The 24,852-nt window shown below is 67.7% G+C and carries 21 protein-coding genes; 6 read left to right on the top strand and 15 right to left on the bottom strand.

What is annotated here, in order from left to right; genetic code table 11:
• Positions 1–226: 226 nt before the first annotated feature.
• The 3 genes from AB4Z37_RS17580 to AB4Z37_RS17590 form a co-directional block, all read right to left on the bottom strand.
• The gene (locus tag AB4Z37_RS17580) at positions 227–1,843 is read right to left on the bottom strand and encodes an alkaline phosphatase D family protein (protein WP_441518033.1); all 1,617 of its coding nucleotides are present in this window, start codon (positions 1,841–1,843) and stop codon (positions 227–229) included.
• Positions 1,844–2,196: 353 nt separating this feature from the next.
• Entirely contained in the window at positions 2,197–3,930 is a 1,734-nt protein-coding gene (locus AB4Z37_RS17585) for a sulfatase-like hydrolase/transferase (protein WP_441518034.1), read from the bottom strand.
• Positions 3,931–4,187: 257 nt separating this feature from the next.
• On the bottom strand, positions 4,188–5,546 hold the full coding sequence (locus AB4Z37_RS17590) for an MFS transporter (RefSeq protein ID WP_441518035.1): 1,359 nt from the start codon (positions 5,544–5,546) through the stop codon (positions 4,188–4,190).
• A gap of 87 nt (positions 5,547–5,633) precedes the next feature.
• On the opposite strand from AB4Z37_RS17590, the gene AB4Z37_RS17595 reads away from it, so the two are divergent.
• A complete protein-coding gene (locus AB4Z37_RS17595; protein WP_441518036.1) occupies positions 5,634–6,560 on the top strand; it encodes a LysR substrate-binding domain-containing protein in 927 nt (308 codons plus the stop codon).
• An 18-nt stretch (positions 6,561–6,578) separates the two neighbouring features.
• Here the strand turns inward: AB4Z37_RS17595 and AB4Z37_RS17600 are convergent, their stop codons facing one another.
• The 3 genes from AB4Z37_RS17600 to AB4Z37_RS17610 all read right to left on the bottom strand — a co-directional run bounded on the left by AB4Z37_RS17600 (position 6,579) and on the right by AB4Z37_RS17610 (position 10,760).
• Entirely contained in the window at positions 6,579–7,997 is a 1,419-nt protein-coding gene (locus AB4Z37_RS17600) for an L-serine ammonia-lyase (protein ID WP_441518037.1), read from the bottom strand.
• 200 nt (positions 7,998–8,197) lie between these two features.
• On the bottom strand, positions 8,198–9,391 hold the full coding sequence (locus tag AB4Z37_RS17605) for a M20 aminoacylase family protein (protein WP_441518038.1): 1,194 nt from the start codon (positions 9,389–9,391) through the stop codon (positions 8,198–8,200).
• A gap of 22 nt (positions 9,392–9,413) precedes the next feature.
• A complete protein-coding gene (locus AB4Z37_RS17610) occupies positions 9,414–10,760 on the bottom strand; it encodes a DUF3100 domain-containing protein (RefSeq protein ID WP_441518039.1) in 1,347 nt (448 codons plus the stop codon).
• A gap of 179 nt (positions 10,761–10,939) precedes the next feature.
• On the opposite strand from AB4Z37_RS17610, the gene AB4Z37_RS17615 reads away from it, so the two are divergent.
• Both AB4Z37_RS17615 and AB4Z37_RS17620 read left to right on the top strand, forming a co-directional pair.
• The gene (locus AB4Z37_RS17615; protein ID WP_441518040.1) at positions 10,940–11,881 is read left to right on the top strand and encodes a LysR family transcriptional regulator; all 942 of its coding nucleotides are present in this window, start codon (positions 10,940–10,942) and stop codon (positions 11,879–11,881) included.
• Positions 11,882–12,107: 226 nt separating this feature from the next.
• On the top strand, positions 12,108–13,466 hold the full coding sequence (locus AB4Z37_RS17620) for a serine hydrolase (protein WP_441518041.1): 1,359 nt from the start codon (positions 12,108–12,110) through the stop codon (positions 13,464–13,466).
• 150 nt (positions 13,467–13,616) lie between these two features.
• Here AB4Z37_RS17620 and AB4Z37_RS17625 read toward each other — a convergent pair whose 3' ends face one another.
• Positions 13,617–14,201 carry a TetR/AcrR family transcriptional regulator gene (locus AB4Z37_RS17625; RefSeq protein WP_441518042.1) on the bottom strand — a complete coding sequence of 195 codons (585 nt, stop codon included), beginning with the start codon at positions 14,199–14,201 and terminating at the stop codon, positions 13,617–13,619.
• A gap of 74 nt (positions 14,202–14,275) precedes the next feature.
• Between AB4Z37_RS17625 and AB4Z37_RS17630 the strand changes: the two genes are divergently transcribed.
• The gene (locus AB4Z37_RS17630) at positions 14,276–15,571 is read left to right on the top strand and encodes an MFS transporter (RefSeq protein ID WP_441518043.1); all 1,296 of its coding nucleotides are present in this window, start codon (positions 14,276–14,278) and stop codon (positions 15,569–15,571) included.
• Between the two features lie 67 nt (positions 15,572–15,638).
• Here the strand turns inward: AB4Z37_RS17630 and AB4Z37_RS17635 are convergent, their stop codons facing one another.
• A complete protein-coding gene (locus tag AB4Z37_RS17635) occupies positions 15,639–16,496 on the bottom strand; it encodes an SDR family NAD(P)-dependent oxidoreductase (RefSeq protein WP_441518044.1) in 858 nt (285 codons plus the stop codon).
• A 254-nt stretch (positions 16,497–16,750) separates the two neighbouring features.
• On the opposite strand from AB4Z37_RS17635, the gene AB4Z37_RS17640 reads away from it, so the two are divergent.
• Entirely contained in the window at positions 16,751–17,743 is a 993-nt protein-coding gene (locus AB4Z37_RS17640; protein ID WP_441518045.1) for a molybdate ABC transporter substrate-binding protein, read from the top strand.
• 17 nt (positions 17,744–17,760) lie between these two features.
• Here the strand turns inward: AB4Z37_RS17640 and bluB are convergent, their stop codons facing one another.
• The 6 genes from bluB to AB4Z37_RS17670 all read right to left on the bottom strand — a co-directional run bounded on the left by bluB (position 17,761) and on the right by AB4Z37_RS17670 (position 24,002).
• Entirely contained in the window at positions 17,761–18,426 is a 666-nt protein-coding gene (bluB, locus tag AB4Z37_RS17645) for a 5,6-dimethylbenzimidazole synthase (RefSeq protein ID WP_441518239.1), read from the bottom strand.
• Positions 18,427–18,566: 140 nt separating this feature from the next.
• Complete coding sequence (locus AB4Z37_RS17650) at positions 18,567–19,076, bottom strand: lysozyme inhibitor LprI family protein (RefSeq protein WP_441518046.1); 510 nt, start codon at positions 19,074–19,076, stop codon at positions 18,567–18,569.
• Positions 19,077–19,666: 590 nt separating this feature from the next.
• Positions 19,667–20,686: a ketol-acid reductoisomerase gene (ilvC, locus tag AB4Z37_RS17655; protein WP_441518047.1), complete on the bottom strand. Its 1,020-nt coding sequence runs from the start codon at positions 20,684–20,686 to the stop codon at positions 19,667–19,669.
• 179 nt (positions 20,687–20,865) lie between these two features.
• Positions 20,866–21,468 carry a LysE family translocator gene (locus tag AB4Z37_RS17660; protein WP_441518048.1) on the bottom strand — a complete coding sequence of 201 codons (603 nt, stop codon included), beginning with the start codon at positions 21,466–21,468 and terminating at the stop codon, positions 20,866–20,868.
• A gap of 34 nt (positions 21,469–21,502) precedes the next feature.
• Positions 21,503–22,045 carry an acetolactate synthase small subunit gene (gene ilvN / locus AB4Z37_RS17665; RefSeq protein ID WP_441518049.1) on the bottom strand — a complete coding sequence of 181 codons (543 nt, stop codon included), beginning with the start codon at positions 22,043–22,045 and terminating at the stop codon, positions 21,503–21,505.
• Between the two features lie 178 nt (positions 22,046–22,223).
• Positions 22,224–24,002: an acetolactate synthase 3 large subunit gene (locus AB4Z37_RS17670; RefSeq protein WP_441518050.1), complete on the bottom strand. Its 1,779-nt coding sequence runs from the start codon at positions 24,000–24,002 to the stop codon at positions 22,224–22,226.
• 440 nt (positions 24,003–24,442) lie between these two features.
• Here AB4Z37_RS17670 and AB4Z37_RS17675 point away from each other — a divergent pair, with 440 nt between their 5' ends.
• A complete protein-coding gene (locus tag AB4Z37_RS17675) occupies positions 24,443–24,613 on the top strand; it encodes a hypothetical protein (RefSeq protein WP_441518051.1) in 171 nt (56 codons plus the stop codon).
• Between the two features lie 31 nt (positions 24,614–24,644).
• Here AB4Z37_RS17675 and AB4Z37_RS17680 read toward each other — a convergent pair whose 3' ends face one another.
• Positions 24,645–24,824 carry an RNA polymerase sigma factor region1.1 domain-containing protein gene (locus tag AB4Z37_RS17680; protein ID WP_441518052.1) on the bottom strand — a complete coding sequence of 60 codons (180 nt, stop codon included), beginning with the start codon at positions 24,822–24,824 and terminating at the stop codon, positions 24,645–24,647.
• Between the last annotated feature and the right edge of the window lie 28 nt (positions 24,825–24,852).

Here is a 24,852-nt window from a genome sequence, read left to right on the forward strand (position 1 = left end):
CTCCCGTCGTTGCTCCATCACCGACACCTTGCGCCATGGCATGGACCGACTCCCTAACAGCCTGTCCATGTATTGTGATGTGTCGGCTATGTCTCCGAACACCCGTCGGTGATGTCCCCGGACTGAACATCAAGTCCGGCAATGACGCATCGGGTGTGGCGACGCCCCGGAAATACGATAGCCCGGATGAGCGCAGCGACATCCGGGTCTGACCACGCGAGACGAACTACGCCTCGACCAGCCCCGGCTTGCCTGCCTCGATCACGAACGACTTCGCCGTCGCGACCGGCTGATCCGGCTGCGAGATCTGCGCCACCACGCGGAAATCGGCCTGCCAGCGCTGGCGCGTCACGGTGTGGCGGTGATAGCCACGCTGGTCGCTGATGAATTTGAGATGCGGATTGTTGGCGTGCAGTGTATCCGCATTGCTCATCACCGCGACGCCGTCACCGCCCGACGAGATCGAGGTCGCCAGCAGCTCGACGGCGACGCAGGGCGAACTCGGCTCACGCCAGTCGAGATGCAGATCGAGCGCGACGCCGCGGTGCATGTCGCCGGTGAGCACCACCGGATTGGCCACCTTGGCCTCATGCAGGGTGCGCAGCAGGCGGTCGCGCGCGGCACTGGCGCCGTCCCAGGCGTCGAGATTGATCAGCGGCGCTTCCGATGGCGCGAGCCAGGGATAGGACCGCCAGTCGAGACGGGCAAACAGCACCTGCTGCGCCAGCACCTGCCAGGTCGCCGGCCCTGCCGCCTGGGCGGCGCGCAGCCCTTCGGCGAACCACGCCTCCTGACGCGCGCCCATCATGGTGCGCGACGGCTCGTCGGCAGCGGTGCAATTGGCCTTGATGCCGTCGCCGCAGGGCTGCTTGGAGCGATACTGCCGGGTGTCGAGCACCGCGACATCCATCAGGCTGCCGACGCGGAAGCGGCGATAGGCGAGCACGTCCGGGCCGCGCGGCAGCAGCGCGTGCCGCACCGGCATGTGCTCGTACCAGGCCTGGAACGCGGCCGCGCGGCGGAACAGGAAGGCTTCCGCCGGCGTGTCCTTGGAATCGGTGTCCGCGGCCCAGTTGTCGGCGACCTCATGGTCGTCGAAGCTCGGCAGGAACGGGCACGACAGATGCGCGGCCTGCAGGTCGGGATCGCTCTTGTACAACGCATAGCGCCGCCGGTAGTCGGTCAGCGTGACACAGGGCGTGAAATCCTTCGGCATCTGGCGCGGCAGCGTGCGCCCGGCGCGGTCCACGGTGACGAAGCCGTGCTCGTAGATGTAGTCGCCATAGTGGAAGACGAAGTCGAAGTTCTCCGCCGCGAGATGCCGCCATGCGGTGTAGTAGCCGCTCTCGAACGCCTGACAGCCCGCGGCGGCGAAGCGCAGCTGCGCGAGGTCGGCGCCGGCTGCCGGCAGCGTGCGCGCGCGGCCGACCGCCGTTTCGACGTTGCCGGTGCGGAAGCGATAGAAATAGTCGCGGCCCGGCGCGAGGCCCTCGACCTCGACATGGACGGAATGCGCCAGCTCGATCCGCGCCAGGGTGGTGCCGGTACGCACGATGCGCTGCATGGCAGCATCGTCGCCGACCTCCCAGGTCACCTCGACCGGCTGCATGGTGAGACCGCCGCGCGGCTCGAGCGGCTGCGGCGCCAGGCGTGTCCAGATCACGAAGCCGTCAGTGGCCGGATCACCCGAGGCAATGCCGAGCGTGAACGGCGTCTTGTCGCCATCGGCGCGCGCGGGAGCGGAGCGGATCAGCGGCAGGCCGGGCGCCATCAGCCCGGCGGCGACAGCCCCCTTCAGCAGCGCGCGGCGGTCGAACATCGGATGACGGCGAGGATCGAGCATCGAACAGGTCCACGGTTCAGCCCGCAGGGCGCGACGCCTTGCGGCAACAGCAACCGTGATCTGTAGCAGGCCTGTGAGACCGACGCATAACAAAAGCCGGCCGCCGCAGCTCGCCCGCGGCGGGAAAAAAAGCGGGGCCGCCGTACGCAACTGAATCGGCGGCCCCCTGTTCCAGCCATGTGAACGTCGCCGGTGATTTCTGGGGTCTCCGGCCAACACGGTGGAACAGCCCTACTGTTAGCAGGGCTATCGAACCGCGCATCCGAAGTCCGCTCTTAACCTAACCAGTCAACCTTACCGGCAGACGCCGTCATGTTACCGCCGCGAATTCATCGAGAACGCCGCGCGCCGCACTACAGCGCCTTGATATAACCGGCGTCGATGAGCTGGCGGTTGAAGCGCCGCGCCTCGGCGCCGTCCTGGCAGGCATAGAACAGCCCGCCGCAGCGAAGCATGATCTTCTTCTGCTCCGTGAAGGTCGGGTCGAGCGGCAGGCCGGCCGCGTCCTGGATGACCAGCGGCAGATAGGCGCCGTCGATCGTGTCCATCGCGGTCGGGCTCGCCACCGGTTTGAAATTCACCGCGTCGATGGCGTAATAGGTGGCGAAGTAGCTGGGGTCGTGGGCCATCAGCTTCTTGCCGATATCGGCCTCGCTGAGGCCGGGGTCGAGCAGTTGCGGCGAGAATTCCGGCTGGTGGTCGCCATAGCGCACGATCAGGAACGGCTCGCTGGGAAACTGTTTCTTCAGCGCCGCGACGAAGCCGGCATAGTCCCTGGCGCTCATCGCCTGGCGCCGCAGATATTCGTCGACCACCGGCGCGTTGCCCGGCGCGCGCCATTGCGGCGTCAGTTCGGGACGGAATTTCACCTCCCAGGGGAAGTGGTTGGCTGCGAGATAGACGAACATGAACACCGGCTGCGGCCCCTTCTCCTGCGCCAGCAGGTTCAGCGCCTTGCCGTAGAAGAAGCTGTCGGGCTCGACGCCCCGGGCGCCGAGCGCGCGGGCGTCATGAAACGCCTGCATGCCGGTGGTGAGCTGGAAGCTCCTGGCGCTCATGAAGCCGCCGAACGCCGGGTAAAGCGAGACGGTGCTGTAGCCGCAGCGCCGCAGCGCCAGCGGCAGGCCGCGCTCGACCCGCCCCGAGGCGATGCGCGTGACGAAGTAGGCGAACGGCCCGAACGAACGCGCGGAGAGACCTGCCAGCACGTTGTATTCGGTGAACCAGCTGGGGCCGCCATTGCTCTCGGCCAGGAATTTGCGCGCCTTGCCGTCGTAGGACAGGAAATGGCTGCCATAGCCGGCCGGCACCTTGACGCCGCCGGCCGCGCGGATGTCGAAGCTCGATTCATCATGAATCATGATGATGTTCGGCCGCCGTCCCGCCGGGGTGCAGGAATCCACCAGCGGCAGCTTGAGCGCCTCGGCCGCGAACGCATCCGATTGCATGAAGCCATAGTTGAGGAAATCCGAGACGGCGGTGACCCCCGAGCGCGCGAACTTGGAGACATAGCCGTCGTCGTAGTAGCCGCGCCATGCCTCGTCCGGCGATATCTTCGCGAGGCCGACCAGCGCGGCGAGGCAGCCGAGCAGTGCGGCCACCGCCGGCAGGCGGCGCAGGCGGAACGGATCGAGCCGCCACAGCGCCACCATCAGCGGCAGCACAAGGATGGCGGTGCCGATCGCCGACCAGCGCAGGTTCGGAAAGATGGTGAACAGGAACGCCACCGTGTCGCGATCGATCACCATGAGGTCGACGAAGTTCGCGGTCATCTGCACCACGTCGTGCTTGAGCCGCGATAACAGGATCAGGGCCACGATCAGGGCAAAGGACAGCGCGCCCGACAGCGCCGGGCGGCGCAGCAGCGCGACGAAGCCGCAGTTGAGGATGCCCCAGGCCAACAGGAAGCCGAGCCGCGACATCAGGTCGGTCTCGGTCTGCAGCATCACCACCGCCGCGGCGAGGTGGGGCGAGGCGACCGCGAGCAGCCGCCACAGGCCGACCGAGGCAGCACCCGCGGCGACCGCGGCGCGGCTGCCATCAGGCGTCTCGGGATTGGGCAGGCCGGAATTGGGCGACGGCGCCATGGGCGGGGACGCAAACCATCCGGCGGGTCAAGGCCTGGCGCTGGCGGAGGCCAGCAGGCGAACGGCGCGGCCGGCGGCTGCCGCCGTGTCATAAAAACGTAGTCAAACTGTCATGAATTCGCAACGTAGTCCTTTGGCCGCAGCGGCCCGGCTGCGGCGTTCAGCGCCAATTCAGGTGCCGCCGCGGGCCAGCCAACCGATGGCCGGCGCAGCGCGGTGCCGCGTGAGCCCGGAACGGTCCGGTCCGCTCGGGTCGATCAGCCCTCCGCCCTCCCGAGCAAGAGGCGACAGGTGCCGGCAGCCGCGAGCGACAGGACCCCCGCACCGAAGAACGCCAACATGAAGCCGGCCTGGCCGCCCGCAGCGACCAGCGCACCCAGCCCCGCGACGCCAAGGCAGAAGCCGAGCTGGCGCAGCGTGACGCAGATCGCCGCCGCCATCGCGGCGCGGCCCGGTGGCGCGGCACCGATGGCCGCCGCCGTCACCTGGGCCTGGATCAGCGCTGCCCCAGCTCCACTGGCCAGCAGCGCAGCCGCCACGGCGCCCGCGCCGGCCCCGACGGCAACCGCCGCGACGAGATCGGCGAGGCCCATGATCGCGAGCCCGAGCGGAAAGAACAGCCGCGGCGGCCAGCGACGCGCCAGCACCGCGCCGAGCCACGGCACCAGCAGCATCGGCAGCGTCAGAGCCGTGAGCAGCCCGCCGGCCGCCAGCGGCGTCATCTGTAGCGGCCCCCGCGCCAACTGCGGCACATAGACGAGAAGCGACCAGTAGCCGACCGAGCTTGCCAGCGGCGCGACGCACATCGCCACGAAGCGCGGACCGCGTAGCAGCGTGAGGTCGATCGCCGGAGCACGGCTGCGACGTTCGATTGCGACGAATGCGAGAGCAGCGAGACCAGCCGCGCCGAGCGGGATGGCCGAAACCGCACCGCCCAGCCGATGGCCCTCCAGCAGCGTGACGGCGAGCCCGCCCGCCGCGGCGGCCAGCGCCGCGCAGCCCGGCCAGTCCAGCGCCGCGCCGACCGCCCCGGCATCGCGCGATTCCGGCACACGCCAGCGGATCAGCATCAGCACCGCCGCGCATGGCGGCAGGTTGAGCCAGAAAATCCAGCGCCAGCCGACCGTCGCCGCGACCAGCGCGCCGAGCGGCGGCCCGATCACCATGGCGATGCCGATCACGGTGCCGTTGATCGCGAACGCGCGCGGCCGCGCCGCGACTGGCGTGGTCGCCGCGACCAGCGCCAGCGATGCGCTGGTGAGCGCGGCGCCGCCGACGCCCTGCAACGCCCGCCCCGCGAGCAGCATGACGAACGACGGCGCCGATGCGCACATCGCCGACGCCACCCCGAAGACCACTGCCCCGAGGGCGAACATCCGCCGCCGTCCAAAACGGTCCGCCAGCGTGCCGGAGGCCGGCAGGGCGAGCACCAGCCCCAGGCTGAAGACATCGATCACCCAGGCCGACGCCGCACCTGCCAGCGCGAAGTCGCCGCCGACATCGGCGAGCGCGGCCGCGAGCGCGGTGAGGTCGAACTGAAACAGGAAGCCGCCGATGCAGGTCGCCCACAGCGCCGCCTGAGCCGGCGTGACGCCGCGTGCGGAAGGACAGGCCATGGGATCGGAACACGGGGGATGAGCAGACATGGCGCCGAGGCTGCGGCTTCTCCCGCCGCCTTGCGAATGACGCTTCTTCAAAACCCCATGAAACGATATCATGGCGCCATGCCGCGCCGCCTGCCGCCCTTTCAGCCGCTGCTCGCCTTCGACGCCGTCGTGCGTCACCGCTCGTTCACCCGCGCGGCGGCAGAGCTCGGTGTGACGCAGAGTGCCATCAGCCATCAGGTGCGGCGGCTCGAACAGTATTTCGGCACACCCCTGCTCGACCGGCGGCGGCCGGGCGTCGATCTCACCGGCGAAGGCCGCGCGCTGCTGCCTGAACTCACGGCGGCACTCGACACCCTGGGTGCGCTCGACGTCCATGTCCGCCGCGCTGCGCGCCAGCGCCGCTTGCGTATCGCCGCAGGCACAGCGCTGAGCACATGGTGGCTGGTGCGCCGGCTGCCGCGCTTTGCCCTGCAACATCCTGACATCGCCCTCGAGCTGACGCCGCACGATGCCGGCGCAGAGCCCGCGGACATTCGCATCGCCTGGGTGCCGGGCGACGAGGCACGGCAGACGACCACGCAACGCCCGCTGTTTCGCGAGCAGGTGTTTCCGGTGTGCGCACCGGCACTGCGGCCGCCACAGGCCGCGCCCACTGCGCTGCTGTCGCTGCCCCTCATCTACAAGGACGCCGACCGCACCAGCGAATGGAGCTGGGAGACCTGGTTTCGCCGCTTCGGCCTGCATTACACACGGGCGCGCGGCAACGGCCTGCAGCTTGGCGATATCGGACTGTGCCTCGCCGCTGCCTCCGAGGGGGCAGGCGTCGCGCTGGGGCGCTCACTGCTGGTCAGCGACGCCATCGCCGACGGCCGCCTGGCCCGGCTGTTTCCAGACGGCCCGGTGATGGAATCACGCAAGGTCCATGTCGCGCGCTGGCGCGCGGAGCTGTCCGGCGATGCGGACACCAGCGCCTTCGTCGGCTGGCTCGCCGACGAAACCGCACGGACCTGCGCCATTCAATAAGCGGCGGCGCGGGCGCCGTCAGCACTCCACCACGTTCACCGCAAGGCCGCCGAGGGAGGTCTCCTTGTAGGTCGACTTCATGTCCTCGCCGGTCTGCAGCATGGTGCGGATGACGGTATCCAGCGACACATAGTGATGGCCGTCGCCGCGCAGCGCGAGGCGCGCGGCGTTGATCGCCTTGACCGCGCCCATGGCGTTGCGCTCGATGCAGGGGATCTGGACGAGGCCGCCGACCGGATCGCAGGTCAGGCCGAGATTGTGCTCCATGCCGATCTCGGCGGCGTTCTCGACCTGGGCGACGCTGCCGCCGAGCACGGCGGCGAGCGCGCCCGCCGCCATCGAGCAGGCCACCCCGACCTCGCCCTGACAGCCGACCTCGGCGCCGGAGATTGAGGCATTGGTCTTGTAGAGCACGCCGATCGCCGCCGCGGTGAGCAGGAATTCGACAACGCCGGCGTCGGAGGCATCGGGCACGAACGTCTCGTAATAGTGCAGCACCGCGGGGATGATGCCGGCAGCGCCATTGGTCGGCGCCGTCACCACCCGGCCACCGGCGGCGTTCTCCTCGTTGACCGCCATGGCGAAGGCATTGACCCAATCCATCGCCGCCAACGGATCGACCGCCTCGGTGTTGCCGCCGCGCGCCATCAGTTCGCGGTACAGCGCCGGCGCGCGGCGACGCACGTTGAGCGCGCCGGGCAGCCGCGCCTCAGCCTCCGCATTGTCGAGGCCGAAGCCGCGCCGCACGCACGCCTGCATCACCCGCCAGATTCGCAGCAGACGCTCCCCCACCTCGGCTTCCGTGCGCCAGACGCATTCATTGGCGAGCATCACACCGGCGACGGAACGGCCGCTGGCGGTCGCCTGCGCCACCAGTTCAGCGCCGCTGTGGAAGGGATAGGGCCACACCGCAGCACCGGCCGCGACCGTCGCGTGCGGCGCGTCCGAGCCCGCCTCGATCACGAACCCGCCGCCGACCGAAAAATAGCAGCGCTCGCTCAGCCGCCCGCCATCGGCGGCGAACGCTGCGAGCCGCAGGGCGTTGGGATGTTCCGGCAGCGCCTGGTCACCGCGGAAGAGAATGTCGCGGGCACGATCGAACGCAACCGGGTGGTGCCCGAGCAACGGCAGCTCGCCGGTCTGCGCGATGGCCGCCAGCCGCTCACGGGCGATCGCCGGATCGACGCCGTCCGGCGTCTCGCCGCACAGGCCGAGGATGACGCCGAGGTCGCTGGCATGGCCGCGCCCCGTCAGGCCGAGCGAGCCGAACAGCTCGACCTCGACCCGTGCGGTGCGCGCCAGCAGATCGTCCTCATCGAGCCGCCGCGCGAACATCAGCGCCGCGCGCATCGGCCCGACGGTGTGCGAACTCGACGGCCCGATCCCGACCTTGAAGATGTCGAAGGCGGAGAGCATCACGCCAACCTCAACCCTCATCCCGAGGAGCCCGCTCCGCGGGCGTCTCGAGGGATGAGGCCCGCACGTTCCGGCTCATTGGCCTCATGGTTCGAGACGCGCGGCCTTGCCGCGCTCCTCACCATGAGGAGACAGACTGCAATGGAACCGATGAGCCTGGCTACACATGTTCCAGCCCTCATATTCGCGTCGCCTATTCGCGGCGATGTTAACCGCGAATATCAGCGCCGTCCCGCGAGCGGGAGCTGCTGCTGCACCAGCGCGACCCAGTACGCCGCGCCCATCGGCAGGATGGCGTCGTTGAAGTCGTAATAGGGGTTGTGCAGCGGCGGATCGTTCTTGCCTTCGCCGGCGCCGATGCAGATGTAGGCGCCGGGGCGCTTCTGCAGCATGAACGAGAAATCCTCCGAGCCCATCGCCGGCTTGATGTCGGTCTGCACCAGCGCCGCGCCGACGAGGCTCGCCGCAGCGGCGATTGCCGCATCGGTCTCGGCCGGCGTGTTGATGACGCCGGGATAGCGCCGCTGGTAATCGAGCGCGATGGTCGCGCCGTGGATCTGCGCCATGCCGGCGCAGGTCTGGCGCATCGCCGCCTCGATCTCGTCCTGGATCTCGCCGTCGAGGGTGCGCACGGTGCCGCGCAGCACCACGGTCTCCGGCACCACGTTCCAGGTGTCGCCGCCATGGATCTGGGTCACGCTGATCACGCCGGCATCCATCGCGCCGATGCGGCGGCTGACGATCGCTTGCAGCGCATTGACGAGCTGGGCCGAGACCACGACGGAATCGATGCCCTTCTCGGGCGTCGCCGCATGGCAGCCCTTGCCGGTGATGACGATCTCGAAGGTGTCGAAGAACGACATCATGATGCCGGGCTTGATCGCGAACTTGCCGCGCGGGATCTGCGGGATGTTGTGCATGCCGTAGACGGCGTCGGCGGGAAACTTGTCGAACAGTCCCTCCTCGACCATGCGGCGGCCGCCGCCCTCGTTCTCCTCCGCCGGCTGGAACACGAACTGCACGGTGCCGCGGAACGGCTTGTGGCGCACGAGATGTGCCGCGGCGCCGAGCAGCATCGCGGTGTGACCGTCATGACCGCAGGCATGCATCTTGCCCGGGCGCTGCGACCTGTAGGCCGGATTGCCGAGTTCGTTGATGTCGAGCGCGTCGATGTCGGCGCGCAGCGCGATGCTCGGGCCATCGCCGTTCGTCAGCGAGGCGACGACGCCGGTACCGGCGAGGCCGCGATGCGCCGGCAGCCCCATCTCGGTCAGCGCCTCCGCAATCACCTGCGCGGTGCGGTGCTCCTCGAACGCGGTCTCCGGGTGGGCATGGATGTCGCGGCGCCAGGCCACCATGCGGGCGCGGATGTCGGCAGCGATGTCGGGTTGGGCAGATTCGGGATGCTCAGACATTGGAAGGATCCGTCGGTTGGTATCAGTGGAACAGTTCTGCGACCAGCGTGGCGCCGAGGAAGGTGCCGGCAGCGGCGGTGAGCGACACCACCACAATGCGCCAGCCAAGCTGACGGAAGATCGGCAAGTCCTTGGCGACCGAGAAACCGGCCAGGGCCAGCACCGGGGTGGTGAAGGCGAGGAAGTTCAGCTTGGCGGTCGCCGCGGCCAGGACATCGCTGAACGGCAGCAGGCCGGGAACGACGAGCAGGGTGGAGACCACCGACAGCACCAGCACCATCGGCAGCTTCGGCAGCAGGCGCTTGATGACATCGATCACAAGCGCGATCGCCACCACCAGCAGCATGCCGAACAGCGACTGCGACACCGGCACCTTGTAGGTGAGCAGATTGCCGATGGTCACACCGCCGGTCATGATCGCCCAGGCGATCATGGTATCGACGAACGACAAGTCCTTCGCGCCGAGACCGCCGGCAGGGGCCAGCGCCACGCCTTCCGGCGCCTTGCGCCTGGAGAAGCGGCCGAGCACCGGCTCGAGGCGGTCGTACAGCCACGAGCACGCCGGCAGCGACAGGAACAGCGTGAAGTAGAAGCCCGCCACCTGGGTCAGCAGGTTGGACGCGGCGGCGATGGCGGTAAGCTGCGAGGCTGCCGAGGCCGGCTGCTGGCCGTTGATGGCGCCGATCGCGGCGGCCATCATGCTGGCGGAACCGACGCCGGCGCCCATCGCCAGCGAGCGCGGATCGAAGATGTGCAGGCTGGTGACGAAGCCGGCCAGCAGCGCGATGAACAGCGCGCCGAGCACGGTGCCGGTGATGTATTCGGCGAGCACGCCGCGGCCTTCGGCCGAGGCCATGCCGTACTTCTCGCCGATGATGACGAGGTTGCCTTCACGGCCGATGGAGAAGGTGGCGCCGACCGCCTCGCGCTTGACGCCGAGCAGCAGCGCCAGCGGCAGGCCCAGCACCAGCGTGCCGAAGGTGTGACCGAATTCCTGGAACAGCAGCGCCCAGCCGGCTTGCTTCACCTGCGGCAGCGCACTGCCGACGGTGAGGCCGAGCTTGACCACGAACAGCAGCAACCCGACGTTGAGCAGGTCGCCGGCGAACGCCTGCAAGGCGGGCTCGATCCGCGCCACGCTCGGCAGCAGCCGCTGCGCCACGCCCCAGGCGGCGGCGATCAGCAGCGCCCACACCATGGGTTGCAGCAGCACCTTGCCCGGTCCGACCTGGAACTGGACGATGCCGATGGTCTCGGCGACGGCGACGATCGCCATCACGATGACGAAGAGCTTCAGCTTCGCCATCCCGGAGGATGTCAGGGGCACGGAGTTCGGTTCAGCGGCAGCGGCGGCAGTTGTCGTCGTCATTCGGCGCTCCAGATGTGATGCGGCGCTTGAGGTCGCGCGCGTGACCAACTCTGGAACTCGACTTTCAGAGAAAATCTGCCTTGCATCAATGACAGCGACAGTGATTATGTGTTGCATTTCATGCAACGGTCACAATTGCAGCAGACAGCCGCACGGCGGCTCCGGCGACAGCTTTCGAGGTGGCGGCAGTGCTCGGCGACATGGATGACCGGCTCGATACCCGTCGCCTGCGCTACTTCATGCAGGTGCTGGAGAGCGGCTCGGTGCGCGGCGCCGCCGGAGCGCTGGGCATGGACCCGTCCGCCGTCAGCCGCGCGGTCAGCCAGCTCGAGCAGGAGTGCGGCACCGCACTGATCGAGCGGCGCGGCCGCGGCGTCGCGCCCACCGACGCCGGCACCCTGCTCGCCACCTATCTGCGCCGCCAGCTCAGCGAGAAGCAGACCCTGCTGGCGCAGATGGACAGCATCCGCAAGGTGGAGAGCGGCCACATCGACATCATGGCCGGCGAAGGCTACATCGACACGCTGATGCCGCGCACGCTCGCCCCCTTCATGCGCGCCCATCCCAAGATCACCATCGGCCTCGACGTCGGCAGCACCAACCAGATCGTGCAGGCGCTGCTCGAGGAACGCATTCACATCGGCATGCTGTTCAAGCCGCCGAACGACGAGCGGCTGCGCTCGCATCATTCCAATCCGCAGCCGATCCAGACCTGGGTGCTGCGCAGCCATCCGCTGGCGCAGATCGACCGCCCGCTGCGCCTCGCCGACCTCGTGCCCTACCCCGGCGCCACCGTGCACCGCAGTTTCGGCGTGCGCCAGCACATCGAGGCCGCCGAGATCAGCGAGGGGGTCCGCCTCAATGTCGCGCTCACCACCGCCTCGTTCGACGCGGTGATGCACTTCGTCGCAGCGGGCCTCGGCTACGCGCTGGTGCCGCGCCTGACCATGGCCGCGGCCGAGGCCTCGCGCATCGTCGCGCTGCCGATGAAGAATGCGCTGCTGTATCGCGGCCGCAGCCACGTCCTCACATTGCGTGGCCGCGCCCTGCCGCCCGCCGCGCAGGAGCTGCTGCGCCTGATCGTGAGCGATGCCAAGCCGCGCGCCAACGCTGCGCGCTAACAACCGCTGCGAACGCCGCGTGACAGCCTCGCGTGCTGAACGCGAAGTTCCTGCGATTGCTGCAAATGCGGCGAACTTGCGAACCGGGACACCGGATCGCGGCAAGGTTCATGCAATCTAGCGCTGCGATGGTTCGCCGTCCGCTCGACCGAGCGGCGACTGCCGTGTTTTCGTGGACGGAGCTTTCAGACCGATGAGGCGCTTGCTTGCAGGAGGATTGGCCCTGGTGGCGGTGACCGTGCCCGGGGCCTCCGCGTCCGGCCCTTCGCTGCCATCGGACGACGCGGTGCGGCGCATCCTCGTCGACCGCATCGACGCCGAAAGGCAGGGTGTCGGCATCGTGGTCGGGCTGGTCGACGGACAGGGCCGCCGCATCGTCGCGCACGGCACGTTCAGCAAGACCGATCCGCGGCCGGTGGACGGCGACACGGTGTTCGAGATCGGCTCCGTCACCAAGGTATTCACCAGCCTGCTGCTCGCCGACATGGCGCGGCGCGGCGAGGTCACGCTCGGCGATCCCGTGGCGAAATATCTGCCTGAGGGCGTCAGCGTGCCGCAACGCGATGGCCGCCCCATCGCCCTGGTCGATCTTGCCACCCACACCTCCGCGCTGCCGCGAATGCCGGAGAATTTCGCGCCGGCCAATCCAGCCAATCCGTATGCCGACTACACGATCGCGCAGCTCTACCAGTTCCTTGCAACCTACAAGCTGCCGCGCGGCATCGGAACGCAGTTCGAATATTCCAATCTCGGCTACGGCCTGCTCGGCCATGCGCTGGCGCGGCGCCAGGGCACCGACTACAAGACGCTGGTGCGCGAGCGCATCCTCAATCCTCTCGGCATGAACGACACCGCCATCACCCTGTCGGCAGCGCTCACGGCCCGCCTCGCGCCGGGCCATGACGGCGCGCTGAAGGTCGTGCCCAACTGGGATCTGCCGGCCCTTGCGGGCGCCGGCGCGCTGCGCTCGACCGCCAACGACATGATGACGTTCCTGGAAATGGCGCTCGGGGCCAGGGATACGCCGCTGTCACCGGCGCTGGCCACCGCGCTGCGGACCCGTCGCCTCAGCGGCGCGCCCGGCGGCGAGGTCGCACTCGGCTGGGCGATCACGCCGGGACATGACGAGGAGATCGTCTGGCACAATGGCGGCACCGGCGGCTACCAGGCCTTCATCGGCTTCCTGCCGAAATCGAAAGTCGGCGTGGTGGTGCTGTCCAACGCATCGACAAGGCTCGGCATCGACGACATCGGCATCCACCTGCTCGATCCGCAGATTCCGCTGGCGCCGCCACCGACGAAGCGCAGCGTTGCCACGGTCGATCCGATACTGTTCGACGGCTATGCCGGCCGCTACCAGCTGGCGCCGAAATTCATCCTGACGGTCACGCGCGAAGGCAACGGCCTGTTCGCCCAGGCCACCGGACAGACCAAGATCCAGTTGTTTCCGGAAAGCCCCACGCAGTTCTTCTGCGACGAGGTCGACGCCCAGATCGCGTTCGAGACCGACGCCAAGGGGCGCGCGACGCGGATGACGCTGCACCAGAACGGCCGCGACATGCCGGCACCACGGCTGCCGGATTGATCAGCAAGGCTTGCGGCGCGAACAATTCGTAGCCCGGATGAGCGCAGCGACATCCGGGAATCAAAACAACGGCCATCGATGACGGGTCGCGCCGCCCCGGGTCTCGCTGTGCTGACCCGGGCTACAGGACCACCGGTCAGCGGCGACGCATCACACGGGTTTGACGAACGCCTCGATCAGCGCCGTCGCAGCCTGCGGCGCCGACTGCGCCGGCCCGGCGGGCATCTGCTGCCCGGTGATGTAGATCCCCTCGATCAGCAGCAACAGGCCGTCGCCGAGCACATCGGGCTTGCTCGCCCCCATCGCCGCGGCGAGCTCGCGCAGGCGCTTACGGAATGCGCGCTTGTTGGCATCGGCCACCTGCCGCGCCGGATGCTCGCGGGCGGGATATTCGACGGTGGCGTTGCTGAGGCCGCAGCCGCGATAGCCGTCCGCCGCGGCGCGTTTCGACAGCCAGCGGATATAGGCGAGCACATGCTCGCGCGGATCGCTGTAGCTCTTGCCGCCCGGCTTCTCGAAACTCTCCCGGAAGCTCTCGTCGTAGTCGCGCAGGTAGGCGGCGGCAAGCTCGTCCTTCGAGGGAAAGCTGCGATAGAGGCTCGGCTTGGTGACCCCCGCCTTCTGCACGATCTCGTCGACCCCGACGGCGCGGATGCCCTCGCGGTAGAACAGCTCGCGCGCCGAGGCGCGGATGCGGTCGGCGGCCTTCGGCGCCGTCTCGGTAATCTTGCTCATGCGGTCATGGCCCTTGACAATGTTACTGACCGGTACGTATCTTCAGCCCATCGCAATACGTACCGGTAAGTAACATGCAGACACCCCCGAGTTCAAGTCTCCCGCCCTCCCGACGTCCGTTCGGCCAGCGCTATGCCTTCGTGGTGGTGGCCGTGATCTTCCTCTCGCTGCTGGGCGCCGCCGGACTGCGCTCCACCCCGGGCGTGCTGATGCTGCCGCTGCAGAAGTCGTTCGGCTGGAGCGTCGACGTCATCTCGATCTCGGCCGCCACCGGCATCCTGCTCTATGGCCTCGCCGGTCCGTTCGCCGCCGCGGTGATGCAGAGCATCGGCATCCGCCGCACCGTGCTCGCCGCGCTGGCGCTGATGGCTGCCTCCACCGGCGCGAGCTATTTCATGACCGCCCCCTGGCAGTTGTTCCTGACCTGGGGCCTGTTGTCGGGGCTCGGCTCCGGCGCGGTCACCAATGTGCTGGGCGCCACCATCGTCAACCGCTGGTTCGTCACCAACCGCGGCCTCGTGATGGGGCTTCTGACCGCGAGCACCGCAACCGGCACGCTGATCTTCATGCCCCTGCTGGCGGCTCTGACCGAGCGCGGCGGCTGGCAGCCCGTGGTGCTGACGGTGGCGGCGTGCTGCGCGGCGCTGATTCCGCTGGTCTACTTCCTCGTGCCGGAGCGGCCGGCCTCGATCGGCCAGCGCGCCTATGGCAGCACGCAGGACGATGTCGCCCCTCCGCCGCCGGCGCAGAATCCGTTCAAGACCGCGATCGACAACCTGCTGGGCGCCGCGAAGACCCGCACCTTCTGGTTCCTGTTCGGCACGTTCTTCATCTGCGGCTTCACCACCAACGGCCTCGTCGGCACCCACCTGATCGCCTTCTGCGGCGACTACGGCATCGCCGAGGTGCAGGCCGCGAGCCTGCTGGCGCTGATGGGCGTGTTCGACCTGTTCGGCACCACGCTGTCGGGCTGGCTGACCGACCGCTTCGATCCGCGCAAGCTGCTGTTCTTCTATTACGGGCTGCGCGGCCTGTCGCTGATCTACCTGCCCTACTCGAACTTCTCGCTGACCAGCCTGACGGTGTTCGCGGTGTTCTACGGCCTCGACTGGATCGCCACGGTGCCGCCGACGGTACGCATCGCCAACGAAGCCTTCGGCGACCGCAACGCGCCGATGATCTTCGGCTGGGTGGTCGCCGGCCATCAGCTCGGCGCGGCCTCGGCAACGTTCTTCGCCGGCGTGATGCGGTCGGCGCAGGGCAGCTACCTCGAGGCCTTCGTCATCGCCGGCGTCACCGGGATCGTCGCGGCGCTGCTGTCGCTGATGATGGGCCGCAAGCGCAGCGAGCCGAGCTACGCGATGTCGTAAGATATCCTGCTTGGATCCATCCCCCCGCGCCACGTCCGCCCCCGGACGTGGCGCCTGTCTTTCCGGATCAGCCATTGCCGGCGGGCAGCAGTCCCAGGCGCTTGGCGATGATGCGGTCGATCAGCCGCTTCGGCAGGATTTTGGCCAGCAGCAGCTGCAACGGCTCGGGCGAGACGGCATAGCGCACCCGCGGCCGCGGCGTGGTCAGCACATGATGCACCAGCGCGCCGATCTGCTCCGGCGGCAGGCCAGTCCTGGCCAGCGTCAGCATGAAGGTGCGCAGCCGCTCCAGCGCCGGCAGAAACGGCGACTGGCTGAAGCGGGCAATGTCGATCTCTTCCGCCTTGTCCCAGATCGGCGTCTTCACCGCACCGGGGCCGATCAGGATCACATCGATGCCGAACAGCATGAACTCGCGGCGCAGGCTTTCCGACAGGCCCTCGATCGCGAACTTGGAGGTGCTGTAGGGCGCAAGCAGCGGGTTGCCGTTCTGACCCGCGACCGAGCCGATCATGACGACCCGCCCCGGCGGCCCCTTCAACGTGCGGTCGGCGCCGAGCAGCGGCGCGAACGCCTTGGTCGCGATCACCACGCCGGTGACGTTGACCTCCATCTGGCGGCGAAACTCGTCGACCGACAGCTCGAGCAATGGCCCGGAGACCGCAATCCCGGCATTGTTGACGAGCCCTGCCAGCGTCTCGCCGCTGAGCGCCGCGTGCACCGTCTCGGCGCCGGCGCGCACCGCGGCTTCGTCGGTGACATCGAACACCAGCGGCACGAAGTTGGCACCCAGCTGCTGGCGCAGCCGCTCCGCGTCCGCCGCCTTGCGCACGCTGCCGAACACGCGAAAGCCCTGGTCGATGAGAACCTTCGCGGCCGCAAAGCCGATGCCAGTCGATGTCCCGGTGATAACGACGGATCGCATGATCTCTCCCCCGACTGCAGTGTGCTTCAAATCCCGGCGACAGCATATCACGGGCGAAACTGGACGTTGCAGATTGCGCTGTCATGACGGACCGCACGCAAGGTCCGTCATCGCGCTCATGCCGCAGCTTGCGGTCTGGCGAACCCCGCTCTACGTTGAAACCTCCCGGCCGTGCCGTCGCGCAGGCGACGATGCTCACGACCTCAAGCCAGATATCGCGATCAGCAATGTTCAGGACACTTTCGAGACTCGGCGTGACGGCGGTGATCGTCAGCGCGATTGCCGCGACAGCGCCGGCTTTCGCCGACCCGCCGGCCCAACCGGCAGCGGAGACCAAAGCCGACCCGACGCTGACCGAGATCCCCAGCCATCACGACTCCGACATCAAGCTCTACCACCCCGGCGGGACGATCAGCACCGGGCGCCAGGCGCTCGCGCAGATGCCCCATGCCGACCTGATCCTGTGGCTGGCCGGCAACCAGTTCTTCGCCATGGACGCGGTCGTTGCTGCGTTCCAGAAGCAGAACCCGACCGCCACCGTCGGCTTGCTGACCCTGCCGCCAGGGCTGCTGCTGCAGGCCATCAAGGCCGGCGGCGTAAGCTATGACGGCGAGACAGTGCGCGGCCGCCCCGACATCTATGCCTCGGTCAATCTCGGCCATCTGCGGGAGCTGAAGCGCGCCGGGCTGATGAGCCAGTCCCTCGTCTACATGCACAACGAATTGCAGATCATGGTGGCGCGCGGCAATCCGAAGAAGGTTGCCGGCATCGACGACCTCGTCCGCGCCGACGTACGCACGTCGCTGCCCAACCCCGTCAACGAAGGCATCATGCAGTTCTACCTGCGCAAGGTGCTGGAGCGGCACGGCCTGTGGCCGGCAATTGCCGGCGGACAGGAATGCACGGGCTGCCAGACCACGGCCAACAACTGGTTTACCGCGGTGCATCACCGCGAAACGCCGCAGCGGATCGCCGCGGGCCAGTCCGACGTCGGCGTGGTGTGGCGCACCGAAGTGCTGCAGGCGCTGCGCAGCGGCGCCGCGGTCGAGGCCGTCGACCTTCCCCCACAGGACAGCCTGCGGGACGAGGTGTCCTACGCGATCGGCCGCCTCGACGACACGCCGCATGGCGGCGCCGCCAGCGCCTGGCTCGCGTTCATCGCATCCGGCACGGCGCAGGACATCTACCGCGGCTATGGCTTCGTCGGCGCCAGCGCAGCGGACCTGACGCTGAAACCGATCGAGTAGCCCGCGCGACGCCGCGCTCAGCGCACCAGCAGCACGGAGGCCGGCGGCCGGCGCGTCTCCCAGCCCTCGCGTTCCAGCACCGGCACATCGTCGCAGTGCTGCGGATAACCGAGGCAGAAATAGCCGATAAAAGTCCACTCGGGCGGCACGGCCAGCATCGCGGCGACCTCAGCCGGATCGAGGATCGACACCCAGCCGAGCCCGATGCCTTCGGCGCGGGCGGCAAGCCACAGCGTGTGCACCGCCATCACCGCGGAGTATTCGATGGTCGCCGGCATGGTGAGGCGGCCGAGGCCGTGGCCCTGTACGGTCGCACGATCAGCGAACACCGCGAACTGGCAGGGGGCATCGTCGAGGCCCGCAAGCTTGAGCCGCGCATAGAGCGCGGCGCGCTCGCCCGCCTGGCATTGCAGCGCCGCGGCATTGCAGGCCTCGAAATTCCGGCGGATCGCCTGGCGCCGCGCGGGGTCGTCGACCTGCACGAAGCGCCAGGGCTGGCTGAGGCCGACCGACGGCGCAAGGCATGCGAGGCCGATCAGGCGCGCGAGCGTGCCCTCGGGCAGTGGATCGCGACGGAAATGCCGCACGTCGCGCCGCCACACCAGCAACTCCAGCAAATGCTTGCGGAACGGCGCGTCGAAGGCCGGCACGGCAGGCGAGGACGTTTCCGAGAACGTTTCCATGCCCCAGATGTATGGCAATTTCGCCGGCTGCGCATCAGCGATATGGCCGGCCGCCGCGGCAACGCACACGTTCCGCGCCTCTGTCATCGCCAATGGAACTCGCCGGGCAGTTGCACCCGGACCACGGCCCCGCATGCGGGCTATTGCCGCGCGAGGTCGTCGACGAAGGCCCGCAGGAATATCGCGCGCCGCCCCGTCTCCAGATTGAGGCAGTTGGCGATCATCGGGTTGGCCATCGTGCCCTGGAAGACGTCGTAATAGAACTTACAGGTCTTGTTGCGGCTGTCGATCCAGGCGCGCTGCATGTCGCGCAGCTTGACCTGCTGGTCCTGTTCGAGACCCTTGAGCAGCACCTGGTAGGCGCGGTTGAGCAGGCGATCCCACTGCGCCTGCTCGCCATCGAGACAGGCGACGACTTCCGCATCTCGCCGGGCGCCCTCGTCAGGCCCGATACAGGCGCCCGCGACCTTGCCGATGCACGCCTCCAGCGCCCTGTTGCCATGGCCGGCGGACGCGAGGCACGCCTCGACCGAGCCCTTGTCGCCGGATCCTTTGGCGCGATCCGGCTCGGCAGCGGACGCCACCGGGCTGTGCGCCAGCGCCAGCACGGCAGCGATCAAGCCAGCGGCAATGGACCATCGCGCAGTCATGGCATGCAGGACCTCTCGCGCACGACATCGCGCGCCCGACAATTTGGTCGACGGGAACGAGGGCGGGGTTCAAACCACGGCCTTCGGCCTGCGCGATCGCGCGGCCTGCGACGACCCACCCTCCTCATGGTGAGGAGCGGCCGTAGGCCGCGTTTCGAACCATGAGGCCACAGGGCGACAGCACCGGCCTTCATCCTTCGAGACGGCAGCTGCGCCGCCTTCTCAGGATGAGCAGAAAGGTTTGCGATGACGCAGCAGGTAGCCCGGATGAGCGCTGCAATATCCGGGCTACAAACCTGTCGGTTTCGTTTCGAAATTCGCCGCAGCCAATGCGTCATTGCCGGACTTGATCCGGCAATCCAGCTTCCTCGCAACAGAACATGAGCTGCTTAAGCTGGATCACCGGGTCTCGACGCGGAGCCTTTTATCGGGCCGCGCTTCGCGCGGACCCGTTGGCGTCCGCCCGGTGATGACGCTGGAAATGTGGAAACTCATCTCCTCGCACATCCCCACAAACGACAATGGCCGGAGCTCCGCTCCGGCCATTGCGTAGCGAGATCGCATTGCGCGTCCCGCAAAATCGAACAAGCTCAGTTCTTCGACTTGTCGACCAGCGCGCCCTTCTTGATCCACGGCATCATGTCGCGGAGCTTGGCGCCGACTTCTTCGATCTGGTGCTGGGCGAGCTTGGCGCGGGTGGCCTTGAACGAGGTCTGGTTGACCTTGTTCTCGAGCATCCAGTTGCGGGTGAAGATGCCGTTCTGGATGTCGGCGAGGACGCGCTTCATCTCCGCCTTGGTCTCCGGCGTCACGATGCGCGGGCCGGTGACGTACTCGCCGTACTCGGCGGTGTTGGAGATCGAGTAGTTCATGTTGGCGATGCCGCCTTCATAGATCAGGTCGACGATCAGCTTCACTTCGTGCAGGCACTCGAAGTAGGCCATCTCCGGCGCGTAGCCGGCTTCCACCAGCGTCTCGAAGCCGCCCTTGATCAGCTCGACGAGGCCGCCGCAGAGCACGACCTGCTCGCCGAACAGGTCGGTCTCGCACTCTTCGCGGAACGAGGTCTCGATGATGCCGGCGCGGCCGCCGCCGATGGCGGAGGCGTACGACAGGCCGAGGTCATGGGCGTTGCCCGAGGCGTCCTTGTGGATCGCGATCAGGCAGGGCACGCCGCCGCCGCGCTGATACTCGGAACGCACGGTATGGCCAGGGCCCTTCGGCGCGACCATCAGCACGTCGAGGTCGGCGCGCGGCTCGATCAGGTTGAAGTGGACGTTGAGGCCGTGGGCGAACAGCAGCGCCGCGCCGTTCTTCATGTTGTCGTGCAGGTGATCGCGGTAGATGTCAGCCTGCAGCTCGTCCGGGGTGAGCATCATGATGACGTCGGCCCACTTCGCGGCCTCCGCAACCTCGAGCACCTTGAAGCCGGCGGCTTCGGCCTTCTTGGCCGACGCCGAACCCTTGCGCAGCGCGATCGCGACGTCCTTGACGCCGGAGTCCTTGAGGTTGAGCGCATGGGCATGGCCCTGGCTGCCATAGCCGACGACAGCGACCTTCTTGCCCTTGATCAGATTGATGTCCGCGTCGCGGTCGTAATACACACGCATGTGTCGCTATCCTTCATTAGCGGGCACGATTGCCCATTCAGCTCAGATGTTGGTGGGTCAGGGCCTTGTCCGATGACCAGGCCCGGTCGAATTGCCGCCGTTGTGTAGGGCGGCGAGCCGGTCCAGACAAGCCCGAAAGCCCCTCCAGACCGGTAGTTTCTGCATAACTAGAAGCGACATCATGCCTCCGTCAGCACGGGATACAGCGAGGCCAGCAGCAGCAGCGCCATCGCGACATTGAAAACGCGCACCGCGCGCGGCGAGGTCACGATCGGCTTCAGCCAGGTGCCGAACAGCGCCCAGGCGAGCGACGAGCTGAGCCCGAGCACCAGCAGCAGCGCAGTCAGAATCATGATGTTCCAGGGGTAGCTCGCAACTGCAGCATAGGCGGTGATGGTGCCGATCGCGATCACCCAGCCCTTGACGTTGATCCACTGGAACAAGGCTGCGCCGAAAAACGATAGCGGCCTGCCCTCGGCGGCCCGCTCGGCATCCGCCGGACCGGAGCGCGCGATCGCGACGGCGAGATACACGAGGTAGGCGCAGCCGGCGTATTTCAGCACCGTCTGCAGGACCGGCCAGGTCTCGAACACCGCGCCGAGCCCGAAGCCGATCACCCCGACCAGGAAGGCGTAGCCGATGGCCACCCCCGCGACATGGGGCAGCGTGCGCCGGAAGCCGAAGTTCAGCCCCGACGTCATCAGCATCACGTTGTTCGGCCCCGGTGTATAGAGCGCCACCACGGCGAACACGACAAAGGCGACCAGGAGGTGCTGCGACATCACGCCCGTTCCATCGCTGCGGCGACGCGTTCCCTTACATGCTCTCCGGGCCGCGCACGATGGCGACGACGCCGGTGCGCGCCACCTCGACGAGGCCGAGCGGCTTCATCAGGTCGATGAACTGGTCGATCTTGGCGGTCGAGCCGGTGATCTCGAACACGAAGCTCTCCGTCGAGGCATCGATCACCCGGGCGCGGAACGCCTCCGCCAGCCGCAGCGATTCCACCCGGTGCTCACCGGTGCCGCGCACCTTGACCATGGCGAGCTCGCGCTCGATGGCATTGCCGGCGAGCGTCATGTCGACGACGCTGTAGACCGGGATCATGCGATCGAGCTGATGCTTGATCTGCTGAATCACCTGCGGCGTGCCGGTGGTGACGATAGTGATGCGCGAGACGTGCTTCTGGTGCTCGGTCTCCGACACCGTGAGGCTCTCGATGTTGTAGCCGCGGCCGGAGAACAGGCCGATGACACGCGCGAGCACGCCGGGCTCGTTGGCGACAAGCACCGACAGGGTGTGGGTCTCGTTGGGATCCTTGCGGTCATCGAGGAAATAGGCGGAGGCAGGCTGGGTCATGATCTGCTTTCTCGGTATTCGTTCTAAGTCACATCGCCCTTGGCTGAACCCTCATGGTGAGGAGCGCAGCGACGCCGCGCGTCTCGAGCCATGAGGCCGCGGCCCTGGCCTCATCCTTCGAGACGCCCGCTGCGCGGGCTCCTCAGGATGAGGAGACGAGCCGGGTGCGCCGCTCAACTCACACCAGCGCCTTGCCGCCGGCGAAGGCCTTGGCGGTGGCCTCGTCGTTGGCCTCCGCGGGCAGCAGCATCTCGTTGTGCGCCTTGCCCGACGGAATCATCGGGAAGCAGTTCTCCAGCGCCGCGACGCGGCAGTCGAACAGCACCGGGCGCTTGATGCGGATCATCTCCTCGATGGCGCCGTCGAGATCGCGCGGCTTGTTGACCTGCATGCCGACGCAGCCGAACGCATCCGCCAGCTTGACGAAGTCCGGCAGCGCCTCCGAGTAGGAGTGCGACAGGCGGTTACCGTGCAGCAGCTGCTGCCACTGCCGCACCATGCCCATGTACTGGTTGTTGAGGATGAAGATCTTGATCGGCAGCTCGTACTGCACCGCCGAGGACATCTCCTGCATGGTCATCTGCACCGAGGCGTCGCCGGCGATGTCGATCACCAGGCTGTCGCGATGGGCGACCTGCACGCCGAGGGCCGCCGGCAGGCCGTAGCCCATGGTGCCGAGGCCGCCGGAGGTCATCCAGCGGTGCGGCTCCTCGAAGCCGAAGAACTGCGCCGCCCACATCTGATGCTGGCCAACCTCGGTGGTGATGTAGGTGTCGTGGCCGCGCGTCAGCTCGAACAGGCGCTGGATCGCGTATTGCGGCAGGATCACCTCGTCGTTCTTCTTGTAGGCGAGCGAGTTGCGCGCGCGCCAGGCGGCGATCTGCTGCCACCACGGCTTGATGTCCGGCGCCTTGGCCTCCGCCTTGAACACCTGCAAGAGATCGCCGAGCACATTGGCGACGTCGCCGATGATCGGCACGTCGACGCGGATGTTCTTGTTGATCGACGACGGGTCGATGTCGATGTGGATCTTCTTGGAGCCGGGCGAGAACGCATCGGTGCGGCCGGTGATGCGGTCGTCGAAGCGCGCGCCGATGCACAGCATGACGTCGCAGTCATGCATCGTCATGTTGGCTTCGTAGGTGCCGTGCATGCCGAGCATGCCCAGCCAGTTCTTGCCCGACGCCGGATAGGCGCCGAGGCCCATCAGCGTCGAGGTGATCGGAAAACCGGTGACTTCGACGAGCTCGCGCAGCAGCCTGGACGCCTCGGGGCCGGAATTGATCACGCCGCCGCCGGAATAGATCACCGGGCGCTTGGCGCCGGCAAGCAGCGACACCGCCTTGCGGATCTGCTCGGCGTCGCCCTTGACCCGCGGCTTGTAGGAGACGTGAACGTCGGACTTGCGCGGCGGCGTGTAGGTGCCGACCGCGAACTGCACGTCCTTGGGCACGTCCACCACCACCGGGCCCGGACGGCCGGTGGTCGCGACATAGAACGCCTCGTGCAGCACCCGCGGCAGGTCCTCGATGCGCCGCACCAGCCAGTTGTGCTTGGTGCAGGGCCGGGTGATGCCGACGGTGTCGCACTCCTGGAAGGCGTCGTTGCCGATGAGATGGGTCGGCACCTGGCCGGTGATGCACACCAGCGGGATCGAATCCATCAGCGCGTCGGTCAGCGGGGTGACCATGTTGGTCGCGCCCGGGCCCGAGGTCACCAGCACCACGCCCGGCTTGCCGGTGGAGCGGGCATAGCCCTCGGCCGCGTGCCCTGCGCCCTGCTCGTGCCGCACCAGGATGTGCTCGACCTCATTCTGCTGGAAGATCTCGTCATAGATCGGAAGGACCGCGCCGCCCGGATAGCCGAAAATGTGCTCGACCCCATGATCGATCAGCGCACGGACGATCATCGCCGCGCCGGTCATCTTGTTGGGATCGTTGCTCGTGCTGTCGCTCATGGTTCACTCCGGATCCGCTTGCCGCTTGGCCGGGAAGCCTTCGGCTCCCCGAGGTCGTTCGAGGTAATAAAAAAGGGCCTCTGAAGGGCCCTTCACACCGCCAGGATTGCAGATGGCCTCAGCCACCCCCGGCGGTGTGTCGAAGGACGATAAGTACGACAATGCTGGTAATAATATTGCGCATTTCTCGCCCAAAATTCCTGAAGGTTGCGCGCCTTATAGCCCCCGGCCGGCCAAAGTCAAGCCGAACGAGCCTTTTGGGGGCCATTTCCAGCGCGGTTCCGAGCCTAACGCGGTTCATTCCGCAGAGCGAGAGGCAAAGTTGGCGGGCGAGCCATGCGCGCCCGGCGGACGGGCTTCAGAACCTCCGCCGGTCCGGAGAACCTCCGACGGGCCGGCAGCGACTGATAGGGGTGTCGATCCCCGGAGCATGAAAGACCATGCCGCACTGGTTTCTCCCCCTGCTGGCGCTGATCGGACTGGGCGCGTTCTTCTACTTCGGCTTCTGGCGCGGCCTCAGCAACCAGCGCGATCCCGACAACCGCGACAACGGCGATGCGAGCGCGGCACGCGACATGCTCGGCGGCGGCGACGCCTCCGGGCATCACTGAGCGGCGGCGGTCCACACTCCCGGCGCGCCGTTCAATCGTCGTCGACGAGGTGGATATGCCGCGCGCTCAATGCCGCCAGCAGTTGTTCGATCTGCCCGGCCGTCAGCAGCGCATGACCCAGCAGCTCGTTGAGCTCGCGAAAGCTGATGTTCCCCTGCCTCGCCGCCAGGATTGCGGCGCCCTCGACAGCCCGCCGCACCACGTCGTCCATCACACGCTCCCCGACAGGCCCCTCTCCC

This window comes from Bradyrhizobium sp. 2TAF24 (assembly GCF_052115025.1).
Taxonomy (GTDB): domain Bacteria; phylum Pseudomonadota; class Alphaproteobacteria; order Rhizobiales; family Xanthobacteraceae; genus Bradyrhizobium_A.

Excerpts from the sequence above, each read along its gene's own strand:
- AB4Z37_RS17600 (WP_441518037.1), bottom strand. The coding sequence starts at position 7,997 with ATGAGGGTTGAGGTTGGCGTGATGCTCTCCGCCTTCGACATCTTCAAG.
- AB4Z37_RS17630 (WP_441518043.1), top strand. The coding sequence starts at position 14,276 with ATGCAGACACCCCCGAGTTCAAGTCTCCCGCCCTCCCGACGTCCGTTC.
- AB4Z37_RS17585 (WP_441518034.1), bottom strand. The coding sequence starts at position 3,930 with ATGGCGCCGTCGCCCAATTCCGGCCTGCCCAATCCCGAGACGCCTGAT.
- AB4Z37_RS17595 (WP_441518036.1), top strand. The coding sequence starts at position 5,634 with ATGAAACGATATCATGGCGCCATGCCGCGCCGCCTGCCGCCCTTTCAG.
- AB4Z37_RS17610 (WP_441518039.1), bottom strand. The coding sequence starts at position 10,760 with ATGACGACGACAACTGCCGCCGCTGCCGCTGAACCGAACTCCGTGCCC.
- bluB (WP_441518239.1), bottom strand. The coding sequence starts at position 18,426 with ATGGAAACGTTCTCGGAAACGTCCTCGCCTGCCGTGCCGGCCTTCGAC.
- AB4Z37_RS17670 (WP_441518050.1), bottom strand. The coding sequence starts at position 24,002 with ATGAGCGACAGCACGAGCAACGATCCCAACAAGATGACCGGCGCGGCG.
- ilvN (WP_441518049.1), bottom strand. The coding sequence starts at position 22,045 with ATGACCCAGCCTGCCTCCGCCTATTTCCTCGATGACCGCAAGGATCCC.
- AB4Z37_RS17675 (WP_441518051.1), top strand. The coding sequence starts at position 24,443 with ATGCCGCACTGGTTTCTCCCCCTGCTGGCGCTGATCGGACTGGGCGCG.
- ilvC (WP_441518047.1), bottom strand. The coding sequence starts at position 20,686 with ATGCGTGTGTATTACGACCGCGACGCGGACATCAATCTGATCAAGGGC.
- AB4Z37_RS17650 (WP_441518046.1), bottom strand. The coding sequence starts at position 19,076 with ATGACTGCGCGATGGTCCATTGCCGCTGGCTTGATCGCTGCCGTGCTG.
- AB4Z37_RS17590 (WP_441518035.1), bottom strand. The coding sequence starts at position 5,546 with ATGGCCTGTCCTTCCGCACGCGGCGTCACGCCGGCTCAGGCGGCGCTG.
- AB4Z37_RS17580 (WP_441518033.1), bottom strand. The coding sequence starts at position 1,843 with ATGCTCGATCCTCGCCGTCATCCGATGTTCGACCGCCGCGCGCTGCTG.
- AB4Z37_RS17680 (WP_441518052.1), bottom strand. The coding sequence starts at position 24,824 with ATGGACGACGTGGTGCGGCGGGCTGTCGAGGGCGCCGCAATCCTGGCG.
- AB4Z37_RS17625 (WP_441518042.1), bottom strand. The coding sequence starts at position 14,201 with ATGAGCAAGATTACCGAGACGGCGCCGAAGGCCGCCGACCGCATCCGC.
- AB4Z37_RS17605 (WP_441518038.1), bottom strand. The coding sequence starts at position 9,391 with ATGTCTGAGCATCCCGAATCTGCCCAACCCGACATCGCTGCCGACATC.
- AB4Z37_RS17635 (WP_441518044.1), bottom strand. The coding sequence starts at position 16,496 with ATGCGATCCGTCGTTATCACCGGGACATCGACTGGCATCGGCTTTGCG.
- AB4Z37_RS17660 (WP_441518048.1), bottom strand. The coding sequence starts at position 21,468 with ATGTCGCAGCACCTCCTGGTCGCCTTTGTCGTGTTCGCCGTGGTGGCG.